The organism is Arthrobacter sp. (genome assembly GCF_031988865.1).
Lineage (GTDB): Bacteria > Actinomycetota > Actinomycetes > Actinomycetales > Micrococcaceae > Arthrobacter_B.
Genome location: NZ_DALZXY010000004.1, coordinates 27661 through 45289 on the forward strand (window position 1 = coordinate 27661; position 17629 = coordinate 45289).

A 17629-nucleotide genomic window follows, 5' to 3' on the forward strand; every position below is an offset into this window, starting at 1 on the left:
CCCGGTCCAGGCGGGTGTCGGTGGCGAGGTAGACCGTGGACATCCCGCCGCGGGCAATGCGGGAGCGCACCAGGTATCGGTTGTCTACCAGCGTGTCCAGAAGTGGGTCATTCACGGGCTCATGCACCCTTTGATCCTATAAGCGAGAACGGGCAGGAGACGGATCGACACCCGATCCGCCTTCCTGCCCGTTGCTTGCTTTGCTGATTTCCAGCTGCGGCGCTGTCCTAGAACGTTGCCCGGTGGGCCAGGACGGAGGCGACGTAGGCCCCGGTGTCCGGGTACATGCCCTGGGTAGTCACCGAGTACTGGCCCTGGTAGTAGGAAGCGATAGCGATTTCGAGGCTGTCGCTGGTGCGGATCAGTGAACGGATAATCGCGATGCCGGCGGTGGCGTTGTCCTGCGGGTCCAGCAGGTTCAGCTCGCGGCCGACCAGGCCGGACGCCCACTCGCCCGAGGACGGGATGACCTGCATGGTGCCGATGGCGTTGGCAGGGGATACCGCGCGCTGGTCGAATCCGGACTCCTGGAATGCGAAGGCCTGGGCCAGGGCGGGGTCTACCCCCATGGCCAGGGCGGTGTCCGCCACCAGCTGCTGCATCTGTGCACGGGACGGTACGTCAACGGAGTTCAGGGCCTGCTTGTTGAGGTTGGCGCCCGCCACCACATGCTGCGGGTAGGTGTAGTGCAGGAACGTGCTGGGAACCAGGTCTGTCGGCGCCTCAGCGGCGGGAGCCTCAGGGGTGGACACCTCAGGGGTGGACATGGTGGTGATGGTGGAGCTGGAGGATCCGCCGACGGTGAGCTGCTGGCCCGGACGGATCATCGAGGTCATGTTCAGGCCGTTGGCTGCCAGGATGGACTGCAGGTCGACGCCGTGCTGTGCAGCGATTGCGCCGAGCGTGTCGCCTTCGGCCACCGTGTAAGTGCCCGCGGAGGCCGGAGCGGGCGCAGCAGGTGCCGCAGCCGGTTCGCTGGAAGCAGTGGTGATGGTGGCACCGCCTCCGGAGCCAAGGGAGATCTGCTGGCCGGGGTGGATGACCGAGGACATGTTCAGGCCGTTGGCGGCCAGGACGGATTCCAGGGAAACATCGTGGGCTGCCGCGATGGCGCTCAGCGTGTCCCCGGCCTCGACGGTGTAGGAGCCGGCTGCTGCAGGCGCTTCTGCCGCCGGAGAATCCGGAGCCTTTGCCGTGCCGGTCAGTTTGAGTTCCTTGCCCGCGTAGATGACGGAGTTCAGCTCCAGATTGTTGGCACGCAGGACCTCGTTCATGTCCAGTCCGTAACGGGCGGCGATGGAGCTGACAGTATCGCCGGAGACAATCCGGTGTGTGGCTGGAGCCGTGGACTCCGCGGCAACCGTGGCCGGAACCTGCGCGGCCAGCTGGGACGCCGGGATGGTGGCGCCGGCGGCCATGTTCTTCTGGGCCTGCAGCGGCAACTGCGGGAACAGCGCCTTGGACGGCGCCTGCGGCTGGGCAGCCTGGGCCGGTTCGGCCAGGGCGAGCGCGGACATCATGACGGCGGGGATCGCTGCGGTAGTGACGGCGACGCTCAGTTTGCGGGGCATACCCGCAGTCGCGGAACGCGGCCGGGGTTTGGGCTGCACAGTCATAACGGGAGTTTTCCTCATCTGTTGGCGGTGCGGCCTTTACCGCAGTCCGTGTGACAAAAAACAAGTAGAGATACGAGTGTTACACATGTGATTAGTGTGACTAATGTGAATTTACACGAGAATATGCCGTCCGCAATACCTGAGTAGCAACAAAATGATTTCCGGCGGCCCGTAAAACGGTGTCGACTGGCCCGCTCTGCCACTGGCGTGGCAATCTTGGGAGGGTGAATGAACTTGAGGAACTGGTTTCCGACTGGCTGACCCTGCCCGACGTGGCTGAACGACTAGACATAAACATCAGCAAGGTGCACAGCCTGCTGGAAGAACGGGCGCTCCTGGCACTCCGGCTGGGCGAGCGGAAGATTCGCAGCGTTCCGGCCGCCTTTATTAACGACGGCGCCATTCTGGACAGCCTTAAGGGCACGATTTCGGTGCTCACCGACGCCGGCTTCACCGATGAGGAAATGATCCGCTGGCTTTTCACGGCGGATGAGACCCTCCCGGGACGTCCGGTGGACGCCCTACTGGAAGGACGCAAGACGGAAATCCGCCGCCGCGCGCAGGCCCTGGCCTGGTAATCAGCTTCGGCTAGGCAGTCCTGGTTACGGCTGCGTGCGCCAGTGATTCCAGGGCAGAGCGGGTCTGGGCATCCACCGCCATTTCGGCGAGGGTGCTGAACGCCTGCTCAGTGTGCTCTGCGATCAGCGCCTCCGTCGTAGCCAGGGCTCCGCTTTCCTCGATGACCCCCCGCAGCGATTCAACGGCGTCGTCATCCAGATCCGGCCGGCCAAGCCCGGCAGTGATCTCCCGGCGTGCTGCATCGGAACCGCCGCTGAGGGCATAAGCAATCAGCACCGTGCGCTTGCCTTCCCGCAGGTCGTCTCCGGCCGGCTTTCCGGTCACCCCCGGATCCCCGAAAACGCCCAGGACATCGTCGCGGAGCTGGAAGGCTTCCCCGAGGGGCAGGGAGAACGCCGAGTAGGACGCGAGCAGCTCGTCGTCGGCCCCGGCCAACGCACCCCCGATGGCGAGGGGATGCTCAATGCTGTACTTGGCAGACTTATAACGCAGGATGTTGCGGGCCCGGAGCACGGCCCGTTCCGGTTCATGCCCAGGGCCAACAACCTCTTCCAGGATGTCCAGGTACTGCCCGGCCATGACTTCGGTGCGCATCCGGTTGAACATCGCCCGGGCACGGGTCGCATATCCTGCCCTGTCACCCACGGAGGTAAAGGCCTCTTCGCTCAGGGCCAGGCAGAGGTCCCCGGCCAGGATTGCCGCAGAGGATCCAAAATGGTCGCTGTCCAGGTGCCAGCTCTCGTCGGTATGGCGGTTGGCGAAGTGCCGGTGCACGCTAGGCGCCCCGCGCCGGGTGTCGGACCGGTCAATGATGTCGTCATGGATCAGTGCAGCACTTTGGAACAGTTCAAGTGCGAGGCCGGAACGCACTGCGGGCGCTCCGAGTGCCTCGCCGCCGGCGCCCCGCCAGCCCCAGTAGTTCAGCAGCGCGCGCATCCGCTTCCCGCCCTTTGACAGGGCATGCACCGCGCCCAGCAGCGGAACCGACTCTTCGGAGACGTCCAGGAGGACTTCCCGCTGCCGGCCCAGGAAATCTTCAAGGTCGGAGGCCAACTGCTCCCGGTAGGCGTCCTGTTCACGTGCGACCGGGTCTCCACTCGAAGCTGTGGTTGCCTGGGCCTGGCTCATGGCGGCGTCCTACTCTGCGGATTCGGGAAGCACATTGGCTCCCACGGTGTAGACGGCCTTGCCGTCGCGGCTCACCACGGAAACGTTCGCGGTTTCAGTCACCGCACCCGTGGTCCGGGCGAAATCCTTGCTCACCGTGGAGTCCACGGTGTCACCCTCGAGGGCAGTGAATCCCTTGGATTCAAAGTGCTGCGTATAGAAGGCAACGATTTCCTCGGGCGCAGCCGCTGAGGAGGCCGTCAGGGACGCCGTCAGCAGCTTGCCGTCTTCGGCAAAGCTCGTGGCGGTCGGAGTCGAGCCCGTGTGCAGCGGTATCAGCGTCTCGGGGAAGCCCTCGACGACGGCAGCGGATTCAGACGGTGACGACGACGGCGTCGACGTCGAGGTGGCCGACGGCGAGGCCGTGGAGGAGTGTGACGCCGTGGGTGAGGACGTCGCACCGGAGGACGGGCTGTCTCCCGAACCGCATCCGGCTACCGCGGCGAGAATGGCTGCGCTGCCGGCAAGGGCAAGAATTTTCTTCATATGGACTCCGCATCGACGAAGGGTCAGGGCCTGGGACCAGTCTAGGCGAACGCCCCGAACGTCCCTGCGTTGTCTAGGATGAGGGGGTGGGAACTGAGCCTGAGGCCGCGGGGGAGAACCGTGACTGCACCATCATGCATGTGGACATGGACGCGTTCTACGTTTCCGTGGAACTGCTGCGCCGTCCCGAACTCGTGGGGACCCCGGTCATCGTCGGCGGACTGGGCGGGCGCTCAGTGGTGCTGTCCGCTTCCTACGAAGCCCGGAAATTCGGTGTCCGCTCGGCGATGCCGATGGCCACCGCACGGCGGCTGTGTCCGCAGGCGGAGATACTGGAACCGCACCAGGAGGTTTACCGCAGGGTCTCCGCGCAGCTGATGGGGATCTTCGATTCCATCACGCCGCTCGTGGAACCGCTGAGCGTTGATGAAGCATTCCTGGACATCGCCGGTTCCATGCGGCGGCTCGGGCCGCCCCGGTCCATCGCCGAACTCATCCGGAAGCGCGTTTCCGAAGAACTGGGCATAACCGCCAGCGTGGGAATCGCCTCCACCAAGTTCGTTGCCAAGATAGCCTCCACCCGTTCCAAGCCGGACGGACTGCTGCTGGTGCCCAAGGCAGACACCATCCGATTCCTGCACACACTGGATGTCTCTGCCTTATGGGGAGTAGGAGCGAAAACCCGCGAAGTGCTTGCCCGCGTGGGGATTTCCACCGTGGCTGACGTCGCAAACACCCCACCCGCCGTCCTGCAGCGGCTCCTGGGAGCGACCGGGCTGCATGTGTACGAGCTGTCCTGGGGCAGGGACCCGCGGGCCGTTACTTCCATCCGGGTCGAAAAGAGCATCGGCGCCGAGGAGACGTTCGCCCGGGACGTGGATGCCGACGAAATCCTGGAAACCGAGCTCCTGCGCCTGGCGCACCGCACGGCAGCCCGGATGCGGGCAGCAGGCCTGCAATGCAGGTCGGTGGCACTCAAGCTGCGCTATGCGGATTTTTCCACGCTGACCCGGACCAGGACCCTGACCGAGCCGGTCGACAGCGCGCAGCTGCTTTACGAAGCTGTCCGGGGACTGTTGGCCGCATTGGGCCGCCGGCCCATGAGCGTCCGGCTCATCGGGCTCCGGGCAGAGAATCTTGAGCCCGCGGAGGGCGCTGCCCAGCAGCTGACGCTGGACGGACGGGATGACAACTGGCGCTCCGCCGAAGATGCGCTGGACCGGATTAACCGGCGGTTCGGGGACAGCCGGATCATGCCGGCGCGCCTGTTAAAGCCGGAGAAACCAGGAACCGGCCCGGGGAGCGGTCAGGAGGCTTAGGCGTGGGTTTCGCCGGACTCAAATGCAACCTATCCTTGAGGTAAGTGCAGATCAATGTCGACACCTCCGCGGGAACCACCACACCCTCGGGTTCGTTGCTTGGTTTACAGGGCACATTTGGACCGCAAGGAGGCAGTGATGGCACTCTCAGAACACGAGCAGCGCTTGCTTGATCAGCTGGAGCAGCAATTGCACGCCGAAGACCCCAAGTTCGCCAATTCCATGGCGTCTACGGGCGGCCGTGGAATGTCGACCCGGCGCATCGTCGTGGGAGCACTGATGGCGGTGGCAGGCATCGCCATCCTGATCCTGGGAATATCGGCCCAAAGTCCGTTCAACATCATCATCGGGATCCTCGGCTTTATGGTCATGGGTGCCGGCATGTACTACGCGACCACCAAGGGCAAGCAGGCCAAGCCGCACGTTCCTACCGGCAAAAAGGAACGCGAAGCCACTCCGCGCGGTTTTATGAGCAACCTTGAGAACAAATGGGATGAACGCAAGCGCGACCAGCCGTAAGGCAGATACCCACCACTTTCCTCCCCAGCGATCCGCTGGAACCTGAAAAGACCCGCTTCGGCGGGTTTTTTCCGTTTAAGCGGCCGATCCGGTCGGCCCAGGGTCCCATTTCCCTCCACTGGCCCTCTCCGCTGCGCATCCCGCGCCGTTACTGGGATGCGGCGGCGCGCCGCGCGGAAAACGTTATCGAATTGCGTTGACTGTGGAGGGAAGTGGAGTAAAGTGGGGGGAGTAAGAGGGTAGGGGCAGTGCAGGAGGGGTAAAACTCCCATATCGAACAGGCGGTGGCTGATGTTCCTCGGAACTCATTCACCGCGCCTGGACGAGAAGGGGCGGCTTATCCTTCCCGCCAAATTCCGCGACGAACTGGCCGAAGGGCTGGTTCTGACCCGGGGCCAGGAACGCTGCATCTACGTCTTCAGTCAGAAGGAATTCGAAAAGGTCCACGAGCAGATGAGGCAGGCGCCGCTGTCATCACGCCAGGCCCGTGACTACATTCGGGTTTTTCTGTCCGGAGCCTCGGACGAAGTCCCAGACAAGCAGGGCCGGATCACGATCCCGCCGGCACTGCGCTCGTACGCCGGGCTCGGACGTGAACTCGCTGTTATTGGCGCGGGCACCCGGGCTGAGATCTGGGATGCCACGGCATGGGAGCAGTACCTGGAGGAACAGGAGAGTGCCTTCTCGGAAACCGATGAAGACACGATTCCCGGCATCTTCTAGAACCGGCACCGCCGTTGCAAATGCGGCAGCAGCACAGCAATACAGGCAGCACAGCAGTAACAAGTAGAGGCACCACAACCCGGACACCGGGAACCCGGCAGGATCTTGAACGAGATCTCCAGCCGCCCCGCGGAACGTTCACCTGGCTCACCTTCCCCGGAGCCAGGCGTGCACCGTGAGGCGCGGATGGGGATCTGGTCCAAGAACCTCCGCCCCGGACCAGCAGCGGAAGGAGAGACCAATGAGCGAGGACCGTCCTACCGAAGACCGGCACATCCCCGTCCTGCGGGACCGCTGCATCAACCTGCTCGCCCCGGCCATCGAGGCCGCCGAAGCAGCCGGCCGCACCGCCGTCGTCGTTGATGCGACGCTGGGCATGGGCGGCCACACCGAATCCATGCTCGAGCGTTTCCCCAAACTGCACGTGATCGGCATCGACCGCGACCAGCAGGCGCTGGCCCTGGCCGGGGAGCGGCTCGCCGCCTACCAGGACCGCACCGATCTGGTCCACGCCGTGTATGACGAGGTGTCAGACGTGGTCCAGGACCTCGGATTCGACGCCATCGACGGCGCGCTCTTCGACCTCGGCGTCTCCTCCATGCAGCTGGACGAGCGCGACCGCGGCTTCGCCTACTCCTACGATGCCCCGCTGGACATGCGCATGGACACCAGCCGCGGGCGGACCGCCGCTGACATCGTCAACACCTATGACGAGGCCGAACTGGTCTCCATCATCCGCCGCTGGGGCGAGGAAAAGTTTGCCGGGCGCATCGCTTCGGCCATCGTCGCCGCACGGTCGAAGGCACCCATCGCCACCACCGGTGAGCTGGTCGAAGCGATCCGCTCCGTTGTTCCCGCCGCTGCCGCCCGCACCGGAGGGCACCCGGCCAAGCGGACATTCCAGGCCCTGCGCATTGAGGTCAATGAGGAACTGGACGTCCTGGAACGGGCCATCCCCTCGGCACTGTCAGTGCTGGGCGTGGGCGGACGGATCGTGGTGATGTCCTACCACTCGCTGGAAGACCGCATAGTCAAGGACATTTTTGCCGCCGGCTCCAGGTCCTCGGCGCCCAAGGGCTTCCCCGTGGAACTCGAAGAGCACAAGGCGCAGCTGAAACGGCTGACCAAGGGCACCGAGGTGCCCACCGAGCAGGAGATCGCAGAAAACCCGCGGGCCGCGTCGGCCAAGCTGCGGGCAGTTGAACGGATTCGCGCAACCATGAACGGGGCACGGTCATGACGGAACGGACAGGGCGCCGCCGCCCGGCAGCCCCCTCGCGGGTAGTCCAGGGCAACCTGGCACGGGACCTGCAGTGGGAGGCTCCGGTTCCCCAAAGCCCGGAGCCACGCCGCAGGACCCCGCTCTCGGTCGTTCCGGCGGCCGCCCGCAGGCGCCGCGTCCCCGTCGCCGCCCTGTGCTTCGTCGTCCTAGCAGCCGGCCTGATAGCGGTGCTGCTGCTCAACATTTCCGTCTCCAGCGGCCAGTACCAGCTGGTCCAGCTGCAGAACCAGCGCACGGAACTCGTCCAGCAGAATGAAGCACTGACGCAGCAGGTGGAAAACTACCAAGCGCCCCAGGTCCTTGCGGCTGCCGCGTCTGACCTCGGCATGGTGTCCTCGCCGTCGTTCGGCACGATCGACCTGCAGACCCTCGCCGTCACTGGGGAACCCGAACCGGCGAAGGAGGGCGCCAAGCCCGAATCGCTCATCGGGCTGCCGCAGGTACTGACCCAGCCGGTCACTCCGCCACAGGCCAAAGCGGCCGAAGCGGAGGAGAATGCCCGCGCGGCGGAGCGGCGGGCCAGCGCACCGGTACCGGCACCGGCTGAGACACCGGAGAAAACACCGGCACCGGCCGTCCCCGACGCAGACCTGAATGGCGGCACGATCCCTGCCCCCAGCCAGAGAAGCGGACAGTAACCAACCAGTACCGACGGGACACGTTGTGGCAAAAGCAGCAAAGACTCCTGCCCAGGACCACAGGGTATCCCTCGTCTCCGGACGGCTCCGTGCCGGGCTGATCATCGCACTGGTCCTACTTACGGTGCTTGGCGTCCGGTTGTTCCAGGTCCAGGCACTGGACCCCGAGGGCATGGCCGAGGCCGCCGTCGCGAACCGGCTGGTCACCGTCAATGTTCCGGCCCTGCGTGGCGGAATCCTCGACGCAGACGGCAACTACCTTGCACGCAGTGTGGAACGCTTCGACATCGTCGTGGACCAGCGGCTCTCGCAGGACGACACCGAATATGACCGCCGCACGGCCGATGGAACCAAGGAAACAGTCACCTACGACCAGGCCTTCGAGGAGCTCTCGGAGATCCTGGGCCAGGACGCCGCCACGCTGCGCCGCTCCATCCTCGGGGAGAAGGGCTTTAACTTCGTCGCGAAGACGGTCACACCCGAGGTCCGCGACAAGGTGCTCGCCGTGAAGTTCCCTGGTGTCTACGCCGACCGCACCACCCTGCGCACCTACCCCTCCGGAGAGGTGGCCGGCTCGATCGTGGGATTCCTCGGAACCGAGGGACCGCAGGAGGGCCTGGAGCTGACCCAGGATGAAATCCTGGCCGGCACCCCGGGAAGCAAGACCTATGAAATCGGCGGCGACGGCATCCGCATTCCGTACGCCACGAATGAGGATGTCCCGGTCCAGGACGGCGACTCGATCAAGCTCACGATCGACCAGGACCTGCAGTATTTCGCCCAACAGACAATTGCTGCGCAGACGAGGGAGTACAACGCCGAATGGGGCAACGTTGTGGTCGTCGAGGTGGAGACCGGCAACGTGGTGGCCATGGCAGAGTCCACCACCGCGGACCCGAACAACCCCGGCGCCACGGACGCGGACTCCCGGAAAGCGCGCTCCGTGACCGACTCCTTCGAGCCGGGCTCGACCACCAAAGTCATCACCATGGCAGCGGCGATCGAGGAGGGACTCATCACCCCGACGTCGCCGTTCCTGATCAACTCGAACTACACCATCGACGGGCAGACGTTCAAGGACGCCTACGAACACGGCACACTGCAGATGACGGCATCGGGAATCCTGGCCAATTCGCTCAACACCGGAACAGTGATGGTCGGGGAGCAGCTGAGCCCCCAGGAACGCTACGACTGGATGCGCAAATTCGGAATCGGAACCCCGCTGGGAACAGGCCTCAACGGTGAAACCTCCGGGCTGCTTGCCAAGCCGGAGGAATGGGATACCAGGCAGCAGTACACCGTCCTCTTCGGGCAGGGCCTCACCCAGACGGCCTTGCACACCGCCATGGTCTACCAGACGATTGCCAACGACGGCGTGCGGATGCCGCCGCGCCTCGTTGACTCCACAATTGACGCCGATGGCGAAGAGCACAAGATCGACGACGGTGCCGGTACCCGCGTGGTTTCCGAGGAAACCGCGAAAGAGGTCCAGCGCATGCTGGAGACCGTCACAGTCGAGGGCTCCGGTTCCTCAGGCGCCTTGGAAAAGTACCGCGTGGGATCCAAGACCGGCACGGCCGAGGCTCCCAGCCCCAACGGCGGTTACGACGGCGTCACCGTCTCCTATGCTGGTATTGCACCCATGGACGACCCGAAGTACGTCGCCGTCGTCACGATTCAGCGCCCGAAGGGCGACCTCTACTACGTGGAACCCGGCAAGACCTTCCAGAAGGTCATGGAACACGTTTTGACCACCAACAACATTGCCCCCTCCACGGGGGAACCGAACATTTACCCCATCGAGTACTGAAGCTGGAGCAGTGCAGTGCCACATAGCAATGATCAGCGCGCCGGAAGCGGCATGCGCCCCGAACGGGTCCATCCCGTCACGCTGGGCGAGGCCGAAGCGGCGCTGCCGCCGGGAGCTCCGTCCATCCAGCCCGCTCCGGGCACCGGGACGGACGCATGGGGGACGGAACTGACCGGCGTCAGCATCAATTCACGCCAGATCCTGCCCGGCGACCTCTACCTGGCGCTTCCGGGCGCCCGGCACCACGGCGCTGCCTTCGCCGGTGACGCAGCAGACGCCGGGGCGGTCGCCGTCCTCACGGATGCCTCCGGCCTCCCGCAGCTTCCCGCTACCGGCCTGCCGGTCTTTATCGCCGAAGACATCCGGCGGCTGGTCGGACCGCTTTCGGCCGCGGTGTTCAGCAGCCAGCCGCGGGACGGATCAGCCCCCGTGCTGTACGGCGTCACCGGGACCAACGGGAAGACCACCACCACCTATTTCATCAACTCGCTGCTGCAGGCCCTGGGCAAGAGCACGGGCCTGATCGGCACCATCGAAATCCTGGCCGGGGGAGAAGCAATTCCCAGCGTGCTGACTACGCCCGAATCCCCAGAGGTCCACGGGCTGCTTGCGTTGATGCGCGAGCGGGGCCTGGATGCCGCGGCCATGGAGGTCTCTTCCCACGCGATCTCCTACCGCCGGGTGGACGGCGTGGTCTTCGACGTCGCCGGCTTCACCAACCTCACCCAGGACCACTTGGACCTGCATGGCTCCATGGAGGAGTACTTCGAAGCGAAGGCCGCACTGTTTGCTCCCGACCGCTGCAGGCGTGCCGTCGTAACCGTCGACGACGCCTGGGGCCGGCAGCTGGCCGGCGTCGCAGGGGAGCGGGGCACCACCCTGTCAACCACCGGGGAGGCAACGGAAGCGCACTGGCAGGTCCGGGCGGTCACCCGCGACGGACTCGGCCATACCTTCGAGCTGCACCCTCCGCAGGGTACGCCGCTGCTGGTGCGGACCGGCCTGCCAGGGACCTTCAACGTCTCCAACGCCGCACTGGCCCTGACCATGGTCCTGGAATCCGGCGTGGACGCCGAAGAGGTCCAGCGGGCGCTGGATGAACATGACCCGTTTACGGTCGAAGTGCCCGGACGCATGCAGCTCATCAGTGAGTCCCCGGCCGCGATCGTTGACTTCGCCCATAACCCTGACGCCCTGTCCCGCACGCTCGAATCCGTTCGGCGCCCCGGGGGACGGGTAATTGTGGTCTTCGGCGCCACGGGCGAACGCGACCAGACCAAGCGGCCGCTGATGGGTGCCATCGCTGCCCGGCTGGCCGACGTGGTAATTGTCACCGACGACGATCCGCATGACGAGGACGAGGCCGCCATCCGGGCGGACGTGCTGCGTGGCGCGCACAGCGAAAAGACCTCCTCCGGACTGAGCTGCACCATTGTGGAGGTGGCACCGCGTGCTGCCGCGATCGCGCACGCCGTAGCGGCCGCGCGCCCGGGAGACACCGTGCTGGTGGCCGGCCGCGGGCACGAGGTCTGGCAGGAAGTCAAGGGGGAGAACCTGGCACTCGACGACCGGGTCGAATTGCGGTCCGCCCTGGCACAGGCCGGATTCACGGTGCTTTCAGGCGACGGGGTAGAGTCCTAAATCGTCATGATTGAACTTAATGCAGCCGAAATAGCAGCAATCACGGGCGGCGAGCTGGTGGGGGCAGCAGCGGCGGACCCGTCCATCACAGTGTCGTCGGCCACTACCGACTCCCGGGAAGCGCGGGAACAAGCGCTGTTCATCGCCAAGCCCGGAGAGGTTTCCGACGGCCACCTCTTCGTCGGCCGGGCCTTCGAATCGGGAGCCTCGCTGGCGCTGACGGAACGGCCCGTGCCTGACGACGCCGGCATGGCGTACCCCGGCATTGTGGTGCCCGACGCCGTCCTGGCCATGGGTGTACTCGCTGCGGAAATTGTGCGGCGGCTGCGCGCCGAAGGACCCCTGACTGTCATCGGCATCACTGGTTCTGCCGGTAAGACCACCACTAAGGACCTGCTCGCCGGACTCCTCTCGGTTCACGGACCGACCGTTGCCCCGGTCGGTTCCTACAATGGCGAAGTCGGCGTTCCGCTGACCATCTTTACGGCCGAATCCGGCACCCGCTACCTGGTCGTCGAAATGGGCGCCACCGGCATCGGGCACATCAGCTACCTGGCGGACATGGTCCGGCCGGACATCGGCGTCGTCCTCGGCGTCGGCACCGCCCATGCCGGCGAATTCGGCGGCGTGGAGAACATTGCCCGGGCCAAGGGCGAACTTGCCGAGGCGATCGCGCCGTCGGGAACCGTGATCCTGAACGGCGACGATATCCGCGTCGCCGCCATGGACAAGCGCACCACGGCGAAGGTCCTGCTTTTCACCTCCTCCGACGATGAGCTGCCGGGCGGCCACGAAACCCTCCGCGCCATCGACGCCGGCACCGATTCCCAGGGCCGGCCCGTCTTCACCCTCCGGTTCCCGGGCGGGGAGGAACACCGGGTCGAGTCCGGACTGATCGGCGCCCACCACACAGCCAACCTGCTCGCAGCAGCCGGCGCCGCCTGGGCCGCGGGCATAGCGCCGGCAGACATTGCCACCGGTCTGTCCGGCCGGAAAGCTGCCAGCCGCTGGCGGATGGAACGCACCGACCGGGCGGACGGCATCACCGTCATCAACGACGCGTACAACGCCAACCCGGAATCCATGCGGGCAGCCCTGCGCACCCTCGCCGAACTCGGCCGGGGCCGCCGCACCTGGGCCGTCCTGGGAGAGATGCTTGAACTCGGTGCGGAATCCGTGACGGAACACGACGCCATCGGGCGTTATGTTGTCCGCCTGAACATCTCCAAACTCATTGTTGTCGGAACCGGGGCCCGCGCCCTGCACACGGGTGCCGTTATGGAAGGGTCCTGGGGCGACGAGTCCCAGTTCGTCCAGACCCCCGAAGAGGCCGAGGCCATCCTCGCAGCGGCCCTGGAACCCGGCGATATCGTCCTCTTTAAGTCTTCCAACGGAGCCGGCCTGCGGTTCCTTGGTGATCGGATTGCCTTGAATACCTCGCCCGTTGGTGCAGTTGCCGCGGAGACCTCCGCCGACGACGCGACGCGGGGTGAGCGGTAAATGATTTCACTTCTTATCGGCTGTTCCCTGGCACTGGTCCTGGCCTTCGCCGGCACACCGCTCTTCATCCGCTTCCTGGTCCGGAAGAGCTACGGACAGTTCGTCCGCGACGACGGCCCGACGTCGCACCACACCAAGCGCGGCACGCCCACTATGGGCGGGGCGGTGATTGTGGCCTCCGTCGTGGCGTCTTACTTCATCACGCACCTGATCAGCCACGCCATCAACCCGACCAGTTTCGGGCCTTCAGCGTCCGGGCTGCTCGTGCTGTTCCTGATGGTGGGAATGGGCCTGGTCGGCTTCATTGACGACTACACCAAGATTTCCCGGCAGCGGTCCCTGGGGCTGAATGCCAAGGCCAAGATCACCCTGCAGGCCATCGTCGGCATCGTCTTCGCTGTGCTGGCCCTGCAGTTCCCGGACGGGGGCGGGCTGACCCCGGCGTCGACGAACATCTCCTTCGTCCGTGACACCGCCATCGATCTGGCCTTCGCGGGAACCATCATCGGTGCGATCCTCTTTATCCTGTGGTCCAGCGTGATCATTACCGCCGCCACCAACGGTGTGAACCTGGCAGACGGACTCGACGGCCTGGCCGCGGGTGCCTCGGTGCTGGTCTTCGGCGCCTACTTCCTCATCGGCATCTGGCAGTCCAACCAGAGCTGCCTGGGCGCCCCGGCCGACAGCGGCGTCTGCTACGAGGTCCGCGACCCGCTGGACCTCGCGCTGCTCGCCGGCTCGCTGGCCGGGGCCCTGATCGGTTTCCTCTGGTGGAACACCTCCCCGGCGAAGATCTTTATGGGCGACACCGGCTCCCTGGCCCTGGGCGGTGCCATTGCCGCGTTCGCCATCCTGTCCCGCACCGAACTGCTGCTGGTGATCCTGGCCGGCCTGTTCGTGATCATCTCCGCCTCGGTCATCATTCAGGTCGGATACTTCAAGCTCAGTGGCGGTAAACGCGTGTTCAAGATGGCCCCGCTGCAGCACCACTTCGAGCTCAAGGGCTGGGCGGAAGTCACGGTGGTGGTCCGGTTCTGGATCATCGGTGGCCTGTGCGTGGCCCTGGCCCTGGGGCTCTTCTACGCCGATTGGGTGGCCGGACAATGAGCAGTCCCTACGTTGAAACCCCCCGCCTCGCATCCCTGACAACCTGGGACTCGGACTGGCGGGGCCTTCGGGTAGTCGTCACCGGCATTGGCTTGTCCGGCTTCTCCGCCGCTGACACCCTGATCGAGCTTGGCGCCCGGGTGGTGGTCCTGGACGGCCTCGATTCCGAGGAGAACCGCGGCAAGGCCGATACGCTCAAGATCGTTGGCGCCGCCGATGTGCTCCTGGGGCAGGAGGCAGCCTCAGTGCTGCCGCTGGTCGAAGGAGAACCGGCCGAGCTGGTCGTCACTTCTCCGGGCTTCAGCCCGTCCCACCCGGTCCTTGCCGAAGCAGCTGCTGCCGGCGTCCCTATCTGGGGCGACGTCGAGCTGGCTTGGCGGGTCCGGATCCGGGAAGGACGGCCCACCGCTCCGTGGCTGGCCATCACCGGCACCAACGGAAAAACCACAACGGTTTCCATGACCGAGACCATGCTGCGGGCAGCGGGGCTGCGCGCCATCGCCGCCGGCAACGTCGGCACGCCGATCCTGGATGCCATCCGGGACCCGCAGGGCTGGGACGCGATCGCCGTTGAACTCTCCAGCTTCCAGCTGCACTGGACCCATTCCATGTCGCCCCTGGCCAGCGTCTGCCTGAACGTCGCCGAAGACCACGTCGACTGGCACGGCGGCTACGAACATTACCTGGCTGACAAGGCCAAGGTCTACGAAAACACTCAGGTCGCCTGCATCTACAACGCAGAGCAGTCCGAGACCGAACGGATGGTCGAGGAAGCCGACGTCGTGGAAGGCTGCCGTGCCGTTGGGTTCACCACGGGAATGCCGGCCATCAGCATGGTCGGCATCGTGGAGGGACTGCTGGTGGACCGCGCGTTCATCGAAGCGCGCCGCGATTCGGCAGCGGAACTGGCGTCGCTCGAGGACCTCGGGGACCACGCACCCCGCCACCTTGCAGCCAACGCCCTGGCGGCGGCCGCACTGGTCCGGGCCTTCGGCGTCGAACCGGTGGCCGTCCGCGACGGCCTGCGAAACTACGCCCCCGGCGGGCACCGGATTGAACCGGTTGCGAAGCTCCACGACGTGCTGTGGGTCAACGACTCCAAGGCCACGAACCCGCATGCGGCGGCGGCCTCGCTGGCAGCCTTCCGGCCGGTTGTCTGGATCGCCGGCGGACTGTCCAAGGGCGTGCACTATGACGACCTTGTCCGGGCTCACGGCGACCGGCTGCGAGCCGTTGTGCTCATCGGCGCTGATTCGAGCGAGCTGCGCGGAGCCCTGGCCCGACACACCCCCGACGTTCCGGTATTCGAAGCTTCGGCAGCGGACACTGGAAGGGAAGGTACTCCCACGGGCGAAGCGGTCATGGCTCAGGCTGTTGCTGCCGCGGCTGCCGTGGCGCAGGCCGGAGACACGGTTTTGATGGCGCCGGCATCGGCGTCAATGGACCAGTTCCGTTCCTACGCCCACCGCGGGGAGGCGTTTATTGAAGCTGTCCGCGGATACGTGGAAGGACAGGCGCAGACCACCGAGGAGCCGTAGATGGTGACCACGCCCACGGGCAAGCCGCGGAAGCCGGCGGTGCGGAAACGCCCGGCGGCCCCAGCAGCCGGACCGGCCGCCAAAACAGCGCCGGGCACGACGAAGGCGACGGCCAAGACGACCGGTTCCAAAGCGGGCCCTGCCGCCCGCGGATGGCGGCTGCGGGAGCGCTACGAGCGGTTCATGGTCCTGTTGGAGGGAAGCGGCGCACAGGCGACCGGTTCCAGCTACTACATGATCCTTGGCTCGACACTTGCCCTGACCGTCATCGGCCTGATGATGGTGCTGTCCGCGTCTTCCGTGGAGGCGATCGCGGCCGCCGCCGGCACCGATGCCGGCTCCACCTTCGAACTCTTCGTGAAGCAGCTGACGTTCGCGGCTGCCGGCGTCGTGATCATGCTCTTGCTTTCCCGCGTGGGCCCGAAGTTTTACCGTGCCATGGCCTGGCCGCTGTACGGCTTGGCGGTGTTCCTACTGGTCCTGGTGCTGCTGGTCGGCAAGGATGTCAACGGCAATAAGAACTGGCTCGAGTTTGGTCCCATCACGGGGCAGCCCTCCGAAGCGGCGAAGCTCGCCATGGCCATCTGGTTTGCCGCGGTGCTGTACCGCAAGGGACGGCTCATGAACCAGTGGAAGCATGCACTGATCCCGGTAGTGCCGGGAGGAGGCCTGCTGATTGGCCTGGTAATGCTCGGCAGCGACCTCGGCACGGTCATCATCATGGGCCTGATCATGCTCGCGGCATTGTTCTTCGCCGGCGCCCCGCTGCGATTCCTGGGGATCCTGACCGCCGTGGCCGGCGCGGGCGCCCTCCTGATGTCCGCCATCAGCGGTAACCGCACCAGCAGGATCAGCGCCTGGCTGCAGATCGACTGTTCGGGCGGACTCTGCGACCAGGCCAACGCCGGGATGTACGCCCTGGCATCCGGTGGCTGGCTGGGAGTTGGAATCGGCCAGAGCCGGCAAAAGTGGAACTGGATTCCGGAAGCCCACAACGACTTCATCTTCGCCATCATCGGCGAGGAGTTCGGCCTGCTGGGCACACTGGTGGTGCTGGTGCTCTTCGGTATCCTTGCAGTGGCCACGGTGCGTGTGACGATGCGCCACACGCAGCCGTTCATCCGGATCGTGTGCGGCTGCATCCTGGTCTGGATCATCGGCCAGGCTTTCGTGAACATCGCGATGGTCACCGGGCTGTTCCCCGTGATCGGCGTTCCGCTTCCGTTTATCTCCTACGGCGGCTCCTCGCTGACGTTCACGCTGGCAGCCGTTGGAGTCCTTTTGTCCTTTGCCCGCACTATCCCTGAAAGGGAACCCGCAGCTCCATGACGCAGTCCCCACTTTCCGTAGTACTCGCCGGCGGCGGCACGGCCGGGCACATCAGCCCGCTCCTGGCAATCGCCGACGCCGTTAGGCAGATGCGGTCAGACGCCCGCATTAAGGTGGTGGGCACGTCCTCCGGCATGGAGACCCGTCTGGTTCCTGCGGCCGGTTACGACCTGGCCGTCATCGACCGGGTGCCCATGCCGCGGCGCCCCAGCGGTGACCTGGCGCGGCTCCCGGCCCGGCTGGCCCGCGCCGTCCGGCAGGCCGGTGACATCCTCGAGGAAGCGGAGGCCGACGTCGTCGTCGGAGTGGGCGGCTACGTCGCGACTCCGGTTTATCTCGCGGCGCGAAAGAGGCGGGTGCCCATCGTTGTGCACG

At 65.7% G+C, this 17629-nt stretch carries 16 protein-coding genes and 1 pseudogene; 13 read left to right on the forward strand and 4 right to left on the reverse strand.

The features are described 5' to 3' along the window. Both RTN46_RS01445 and RTN46_RS01450 read right to left on the reverse strand, forming a co-directional pair. Positions 1-127, reverse strand: a 127-nt coding sequence (locus RTN46_RS01445; protein ID WP_312178691.1) for a hypothetical protein, incomplete at its 3' end; no start/stop codon positions are given. Between the two features lie 100 nt (positions 128-227). Further along, entirely contained in the window at positions 228-1571 is a 1344-nt protein-coding gene (locus RTN46_RS01450) for a LysM peptidoglycan-binding domain-containing protein (RefSeq protein ID WP_312178648.1), read from the reverse strand. 269 nt (positions 1572-1840) lie between these two features. Here RTN46_RS01450 and RTN46_RS01455 point away from each other — a divergent pair, with 269 nt between their 5' ends. Continuing rightward, complete coding sequence (locus RTN46_RS01455) at positions 1841-2194, forward strand: Rv2175c family DNA-binding protein (RefSeq protein ID WP_312178649.1); 354 nt, start codon at positions 1841-1843, stop codon at positions 2192-2194. A 10-nt stretch (positions 2195-2204) separates the two neighbouring features. Here the strand turns inward: RTN46_RS01455 and RTN46_RS01460 are convergent, their stop codons facing one another. Beyond that, on the reverse strand, positions 2205-3323 hold the full coding sequence (locus RTN46_RS01460; RefSeq protein ID WP_312178650.1) for a polyprenyl synthetase family protein: 1119 nt from the start codon (positions 3321-3323) through the stop codon (positions 2205-2207). A 9-nt stretch (positions 3324-3332) separates the two neighbouring features. Then, complete coding sequence (locus RTN46_RS01465) at positions 3333-3848, reverse strand: hypothetical protein (RefSeq protein ID WP_312178651.1); 516 nt, start codon at positions 3846-3848, stop codon at positions 3333-3335. Positions 3849-3934: 86 nt separating this feature from the next. Between RTN46_RS01465 and dinB the strand changes: the two genes are divergently transcribed. From dinB to RTN46_RS01525, 12 genes and pseudogenes are all read left to right on the forward strand, one after another. Beyond that, a complete protein-coding gene (dinB, locus tag RTN46_RS01470) occupies positions 3935-5167 on the forward strand; it encodes a DNA polymerase IV (protein WP_312178652.1) in 1233 nt (410 codons plus the stop codon). Between the two features lie 138 nt (positions 5168-5305). After that, positions 5306-5686, forward strand: a complete 381-nt coding sequence (locus RTN46_RS01475) for a DUF3040 domain-containing protein (protein ID WP_312178653.1) — start codon at positions 5306-5308, stop codon at positions 5684-5686. A gap of 291 nt (positions 5687-5977) precedes the next feature. Then, positions 5978-6409 (forward strand): division/cell wall cluster transcriptional repressor MraZ, encoded by a 432-nt coding sequence (gene mraZ / locus RTN46_RS01480; RefSeq protein ID WP_312178654.1) that lies wholly within the window; start codon positions 5978-5980, stop codon positions 6407-6409. A gap of 241 nt (positions 6410-6650) precedes the next feature. After that, the gene (gene rsmH / locus RTN46_RS01485; RefSeq protein ID WP_312178655.1) at positions 6651-7649 is read left to right on the forward strand and encodes a 16S rRNA (cytosine(1402)-N(4))-methyltransferase RsmH; all 999 of its coding nucleotides are present in this window, start codon (positions 6651-6653) and stop codon (positions 7647-7649) included. Then, positions 7646-8329, forward strand: coding sequence for a hypothetical protein (locus RTN46_RS01490; RefSeq protein ID WP_312178656.1), 684 nt, complete (start codon positions 7646-7648; stop codon positions 8327-8329). Before rsmH ends, RTN46_RS01490 begins: the two co-directional genes overlap by 4 nt. 25 nt (positions 8330-8354) lie before the next feature. Beyond that, entirely contained in the window at positions 8355-10139 is a 1785-nt protein-coding gene (locus RTN46_RS01495; RefSeq protein ID WP_312178657.1) for a penicillin-binding protein 2, read from the forward strand. Positions 10140-10190: 51 nt separating this feature from the next. Then, a complete protein-coding gene (locus tag RTN46_RS01500; protein WP_312178692.1) occupies positions 10191-11780 on the forward strand; it encodes a UDP-N-acetylmuramoyl-L-alanyl-D-glutamate--2,6-diaminopimelate ligase in 1590 nt (529 codons plus the stop codon). 6 nt (positions 11781-11786) lie between these two features. Next, a complete protein-coding gene (gene murF / locus RTN46_RS01505) occupies positions 11787-13280 on the forward strand; it encodes a UDP-N-acetylmuramoyl-tripeptide--D-alanyl-D-alanine ligase (protein WP_312178658.1) in 1494 nt (497 codons plus the stop codon). After that, on the forward strand, positions 13281-14387 hold the full coding sequence (mraY, locus tag RTN46_RS01510) for a phospho-N-acetylmuramoyl-pentapeptide-transferase (protein WP_312178659.1): 1107 nt from the start codon (positions 13281-13283) through the stop codon (positions 14385-14387). It begins immediately after the preceding gene. Then, the gene (gene murD, locus RTN46_RS01515; RefSeq protein WP_312178660.1) at positions 14384-15925 is read left to right on the forward strand and encodes a UDP-N-acetylmuramoyl-L-alanine--D-glutamate ligase; all 1542 of its coding nucleotides are present in this window, start codon (positions 14384-14386) and stop codon (positions 15923-15925) included. The genes mraY and murD overlap by 4 nt, the downstream gene beginning before the upstream one ends. Beyond that, entirely contained in the window at positions 15926-17254 is a 1329-nt protein-coding gene (gene ftsW, locus RTN46_RS01520) for a putative lipid II flippase FtsW (RefSeq protein WP_312178661.1), read from the forward strand. A 68-nt stretch (positions 17255-17322) separates the two neighbouring features. Then, positions 17323-17629, forward strand: a pseudogene (locus RTN46_RS01525) (glycosyltransferase); the annotation flags it as partial.

Bases quoted from the DNA above. Each gene is read 5' to 3' on its own strand.
- ftsW (WP_312178661.1), top strand. From the start codon at position 15,926: ATGGTGACCACGCCCACGGGCAAGCCGCGGAAGCCGGCGGTGCGGAAA.
- RTN46_RS01460 (WP_312178650.1), bottom strand. From the start codon at position 3,323: ATGAGCCAGGCCCAGGCAACCACAGCTTCGAGTGGAGACCCGGTCGCA.
- RTN46_RS01490 (WP_312178656.1), top strand. From the start codon at position 7,646: ATGACGGAACGGACAGGGCGCCGCCGCCCGGCAGCCCCCTCGCGGGTA.
- murF (WP_312178658.1), top strand. From the start codon at position 11,787: ATGATTGAACTTAATGCAGCCGAAATAGCAGCAATCACGGGCGGCGAG.
- RTN46_RS01450 (WP_312178648.1), bottom strand. From the start codon at position 1,571: ATGCCCCGCAAACTGAGCGTCGCCGTCACTACCGCAGCGATCCCCGCC.
- RTN46_RS01500 (WP_312178692.1), top strand. From the start codon at position 10,191: ATGCGCCCCGAACGGGTCCATCCCGTCACGCTGGGCGAGGCCGAAGCG.
- mraY (WP_312178659.1), top strand. From the start codon at position 13,281: ATGATTTCACTTCTTATCGGCTGTTCCCTGGCACTGGTCCTGGCCTTC.
- RTN46_RS01465 (WP_312178651.1), bottom strand. From the start codon at position 3,848: ATGAAGAAAATTCTTGCCCTTGCCGGCAGCGCAGCCATTCTCGCCGCG.
- mraZ (WP_312178654.1), top strand. From the start codon at position 5,978: ATGTTCCTCGGAACTCATTCACCGCGCCTGGACGAGAAGGGGCGGCTT.
- murD (WP_312178660.1), top strand. From the start codon at position 14,384: ATGAGCAGTCCCTACGTTGAAACCCCCCGCCTCGCATCCCTGACAACC.
- RTN46_RS01475 (WP_312178653.1), top strand. From the start codon at position 5,306: ATGGCACTCTCAGAACACGAGCAGCGCTTGCTTGATCAGCTGGAGCAG.
- rsmH (WP_312178655.1), top strand. From the start codon at position 6,651: ATGAGCGAGGACCGTCCTACCGAAGACCGGCACATCCCCGTCCTGCGG.